2 protein-coding genes and 2 pseudogenes are annotated in these 5,147 nt (G+C 38.6%); 2 read left to right on the top strand and 2 right to left on the bottom strand.

Annotation, left to right across the window (positions count from 1 at the left end; genetic code table 11):
* Positions 1 to 840: 840 nt before the first annotated feature.
* Positions 841 to 1,510: pseudogene (locus AFK68_RS11405) on the top strand (Na-K-Cl cotransporter); the annotation flags it as partial.
* A 69-nt stretch (positions 1,511 to 1,579) separates the two neighbouring features.
* Entirely contained in the window at positions 1,580 to 3,226 is a 1,647-nt protein-coding gene (locus tag AFK68_RS11410; protein ID WP_371357327.1) for an amino acid permease, read from the top strand.
* Between the two features lie 511 nt (positions 3,227 to 3,737).
* Here the strand turns inward: AFK68_RS11410 and AFK68_RS41535 are convergent.
* Positions 3,738 to 3,921: pseudogene (locus AFK68_RS41535) on the bottom strand (response regulator); the annotation flags it as partial.
* 23 nt (positions 3,922 to 3,944) lie between these two features.
* The gene (locus tag AFK68_RS11420) at positions 3,945 to 4,343 is read right to left on the bottom strand and encodes a response regulator (RefSeq protein WP_094672859.1); all 399 of its coding nucleotides are present in this window, start codon (positions 4,341 to 4,343) and stop codon (positions 3,945 to 3,947) included.
* Between the last annotated feature and the right edge of the window lie 804 nt (positions 4,344 to 5,147).

The raw sequence follows: 5,147 nt of genomic DNA on the forward strand, positions 1-5,147 counted from the left end.
TTATAAATAAAAAGGGAGGAGTCAGGAGTCGTAGGGGCGTTTTCCTGACGGAATGCTCCGCAAACATGTCGCTCCGCGAAACGGCCGTTTGCCCGTACAGGAGTCAGGAGGGAAGAGGGGAGAAAGAAAGTATATGCATGAGAAAGTTTTTTTATCACGCTCTTATCAGGACATGATATTACACACACCGAACCCAAAAACCAGATTATGCGCGTAGATGTCTATTTTTCAAACTAACGATTTCTCCTAGCAACCATATTTCTTTGCGTAAGTTCTATAATTATTGATTTGTATGCTATATTTTTGAACCGGAATACTACCTAAAATTTCATATTCAATAACTTAAACATTAAATAAGGAACAAAAATATATATAACAGGTATCTAGTTATAGGATTTTTTCCGTTAATTAAATAAATCAACCACCCTTGTAATACCATTTTGAAAAAAGAATGTTACGAATAGTAAGAGCGATAAAAAGACTTCACAGGAGATGTCCCTTGGACAAAAAATATGATTTATGACCTAAAAAACCATATTAAAGCAATTCCCATGCGACTCCGTACGGACGCCCTTATGCAACGTCCCTACCTCCTGACTCCTAAAAATTACCCTAGCTATTTGTAGCAAACATTNGTACGGACGCCCTTATGCAACGTCCCTACCTCCTGACTCCTAAAAATTACCCTAGCTATTTGTAGCAAACATTTATCAAACTGGTATAAAGCAAGAAGATTAAGTCAATAAAAAAACTGATAGCTGATAAGCGCCAATGTGTTAATTGCCAGAAATTATAGATGACTTGAATTAGAAGTATAAATATTGCAATTTAATAAGATGTATGAAGCTATTTAAACGTGCAGACCCACCAGAAGAAACACAACCAACTGCCAAAACTTCTCCCGATAATACTAATGATACAGGTTTAGGAACATTTGGTGGTGTATATACTCCCTCAATTTTGACAATTTTGGGTGTAATTATGTACCTCCGCTTTGGATGGGTAGTGGGTAACGTAGGTTTATTAGGGACTCTACTTATTGTTACTCTGTCCACAAGTATTACTTTTCTGACTTCCTTATCAGTCAGCGCGATCGCCACAGACAGAATAGTTAGAGGCGGAGGTGCCTACTATATGATTAGTCGGTCTCTAGGTCTTGAAACAGGTGGTGCAGTCGGAATACCCCTTTACTTTGCCCAAGCTCTCTCTGTTGCCCTTTATACCATTGGTTTTGCAGAGAGTATCATAGATGCTTTTGGTAGTTTTAACCAACTTTATGTAGCTTTAATTACCACAATAGCCGTGGCAGTATTGGCCTTAACTTCGGCAGAAATTGCTATTAAGGCCCAGTATTTGATTATGGGAGCGATCGTCTTATCCCTAATTTCATTTGCATTTGGACAGCCTCTAGAAGCAACAACTATAGAAATTTGGGCAGATTCAGGCCAATCATCAGAACCTTTTTGGACTGTTTTTGCTGTCTTCTTTCCAGCAGTAACAGGAATAATGGNTGGGAGCGATCGTCTTATCCCTAATTTCATTTGCATTTGGACAGCCTCTAGAAGCAACAACTATAGAAATTTGGGCAGATTCAGGCCAATCATCAGAACCTTTTTGGACTGTTTTTGCTGTCTTCTTTCCAGCAGTAACAGGAATAATGGCAGGAGTAAGTATGTCAGGAGACTTACGAGAACCTAGCCGTTCTATTCCTACAGGTACTCTGGCAGCAGTTGGTACAGGTTATGTGATTTACATGATATTACCAATTGTTATGGCCATGAGGGCAGATGCTAGTACCTTAATAGAAAACCCCTTGATTATGAAAGAAATGGCTTTTTGGGGACCAGCTATTTTGTTTGGGGTTTGGGGGGCAACTCTTTCCAGCGCTATTGGTAGTATTTTGGGCGCTCCCAGGGTCTTACAAGCTTTGGCAAGGGATGGAGTTTTACCGGGTCGGTTGTCTGTTCTCGGCAATGGTAGTGGACCTAATGACGAACCTCGGATTGGTACAGCAGTAACTTTAGGAATCGCTACTGCCACAGTCTGCATTGGGGACTTAAATATTATTGCCCCAGTGTTGACAATGTTCTTTTTGACTACCTATTTAGTTTTGAATGTCTCAGCGGGTATAGAAGGCTTTTTACAAAGCCCCTCTTTTCGTCCGACATTTAAAGTCCATTGGTCATTATCAATGCTGGGAGCCTTGGGTTGTTTAGCAGTGATGTTTTTGATTAATGCTGTAGCTACAGTTATTGCTGCTGTGATAGTCCTGGCCATATTTATCTGGCTACAACGACGGGAGTTAGAGACAACTTGGGGAGATGCCAGACGAGGAATATGGATGGCCTTGGTACGGGAAGGAATTTTTCAGATTGGTGAAGAAGATACTAAAAACTGGCGTCCCCATATTTTGGTGCTGTCTGGGATACCTAAAAAACGCTGGCCATTAATTCAGTTTGCAGATGACCTCACTCATAACCGAGGGATGATTACGGTTTGTAGTGTTTTGCCAAGTTCATCTCGCGATGTTTCTCAGCAAAGTGATATGCAGGATACTATTCGTGAGTATTTGGAAAAACGTGGAGTCCAAGTATTGGTGAGAGTTGTAACAGCTACAGACTTTTTTGATGGGGCAAAACTCTTGGTAGAAACTTATGGTATTGGGCCACTAACACCGAATACAGTAGTCCTTGGAGACAGTCAGGAACCTTCTCGGAGCGATCGCTACTGTCAGTTAGTTGCTCATATTCATAAAGCTAAGAAAAATGTAGTAATTTTGCGGGAGAATAGCGAGCGTGGCTTTGGTCAATATCGTAGAATTGATGTCTGGTGGGGTGGTTTACAAAATAATGGTGGCTTAATGTTACTTTTGGCCTATTTATTGCGTACAGATATGGATTGGCGAAATGCTGAAGTTCATTTGAAACTGGTAGTTCCTGAAGAAAGTGCAGCTCAAGCAACTCAAGCAAATGTTGATAGTGTGATTCAAAATTTACGCATTGGTGCAAGTTCTCAAGTCTTGGTTTCTCAAGGTCGGCCTTTTTATGATATTTTACATGAGTCTTCTCAGGATGCTGATTTGATTTTCCTTGGTATTCGGACTCCAGGGGAGAATTTTACCGAGTATTATCAGGATTTACAGTCTAAAACTGTTGGTCTTCCTAGTACAGTTTTTGTTCTAGCAGCTCCAGGTTTTTCTTATGGTGAAGTTCTCAGCGATCGCTAATTTCGATTAGATTTTAATGTGTGGCAGTCTAGCTTCAATACTTAATTTATCCACATTTATTCCTTCTGATGAACTTACCCCAACGGAGGTTTAATCTTTCGAGACTACTTTTTTAATGACTCATATTTAGGGGTTTGTTTACCAAACCCCTAAATATTTAGGGTGCAGAGATTGCTAAATCCTGTTTTGCTACAGATAATATTTGCGCAGAATGAGCCAGGAAAAAGCTCCGCCTTTCGATACCGAAAACTTAGTTAGAGATTACTTTTGAGTTGCGCGTACTCTATATCTTTAATCCACAGGCTTAAAATCTATAGGAACTCTACCTAAATGTTTTAAGAGTCAAATTAATATTGACCATATACCATAATTAAGTCTTGAAAAAAAAGTATATTTAAGTATATTTAGATAAGATTTAAGTTGATCCTTTTATAGCTCATCTATTTTAACTCCAAAGTTTTGAGGCCATTTTCCTATTTAACTCCAAAGTTTCGAGGCCATTTTCCTAGAATTAATCATCTGGCAGCAATGACTTGATCTGATTGATGAACTCTTGATGATCGACTACTGGTTTAGAAATATAACCGTCAGCGCCACTTTGCTTCAAAAAAGCTTCTCTATCGCCTGCCATAGCATGAGCGGTAACTAATATGATTGGTAGTTTATCTGTTTGAGGGTCAGCTTTAAGAATTTGANTTTCGAGGCCATTTTCCTAGAATTAATCATCTGGCAGCAATGACTTGATCTGATTGATGAACTCTTGATGATCGACTACTGGTTTAGAAATATAACCGTCAGCGCCACTTTGCTTCAAAAAAGCTTCTCTATCGCCTGCCATAGCATGAGCGGTAACTAATATGATTGGTAGTTTATCTGTTTGAGGGTCAGCTTTAAGAATTTGAGTAATTCTAATACCATCAACAGATTTTCCTTGGTAAACGCTACGAGCTAGAGAAACATCCATCAAAATTAAGTCTGCTTCCTTTGACTTAGCAATTTTCACTACTTCTTCCACATCTTCTGTATGCTTAACAGCTAAACCACCTCTTTTCGTCAAAATCTTGGAAAAAACCCTAGCATTAACCTGATCGTCTTCTACAATTAAAACAGTTTTCATATTAAGTCTCCTGCTAAAATACCTGTAAGTTTAAGGACTACCATCATAGAGTTTAGACTAAATTACTTATGAGAAGCCAGTAATGGTTAATTTGTTTCAACTAAGACGAATTAAACACTCACTCCAAGGCTTTCTAAACTCATAAACAGCCATTGTCTACCCTTTTTATAATACTTCACTGTCAATTTTTGGACTTTTAACTGCCCATAAAGAAGCCTAATAGTCAGATAATATTAGGACAAACCAGTTGACAGCATATTTTTTTTATGGCTGCTATTATGATTAAACAACTATCCTGTAAATACTGGCACAACCAACTTCAAAAGATCAACCTCATATCTTAAAACTCATACATAGTTACTGACAATTAATTAGCAAATATATGTTGTTAACTGATTTAACTTGCCTTATAGCATCTAGTAATGCTAAAGGTAAGAGTTAAATTACTTCAGCATAACTCAAGTTAATCTACTATACCTTGGCATAGTTTCAATTAGATGTGAACTAACATAGTAAATATTTTGATTTGCCTAGTCTTGAAAATACCAGTTGACCTTTGGGGTGCTGGGTAGGGAATATTTTGAGTTTTAATCTAAATTTGTGTTCTTTTCGGATATCTTTTTTTTTTAGGTTTTGTAGGAACAGGACTACTAATGGAACAGTGAACTACACACTGAGGCTCTTCGTGATATCCCTCACAGCTATTACACAGTCCAGGATTAATCGAGTATTGTTCATTCTCGACCACGATCCCCCCTGTCGTGCACTGGGTTTGGTGTTCACAGGCGGTCCATCCGAGACAGT

Source organism: Hydrocoleum sp. CS-953, assembly GCF_002260545.1.
Classification (GTDB): Bacteria; Cyanobacteriota; Cyanobacteriia; order Cyanobacteriales; family Microcoleaceae; genus Trichodesmium.

What these genes read in the sequence shown, in the direction of transcription:
- AFK68_RS11420 (WP_094672859.1), bottom strand. Translation starts at nt 4,343, where the DNA reads ATGAAAACTGTTTTAATTGTAGAAGACGATCAGGTTAATGCTAGGGTT.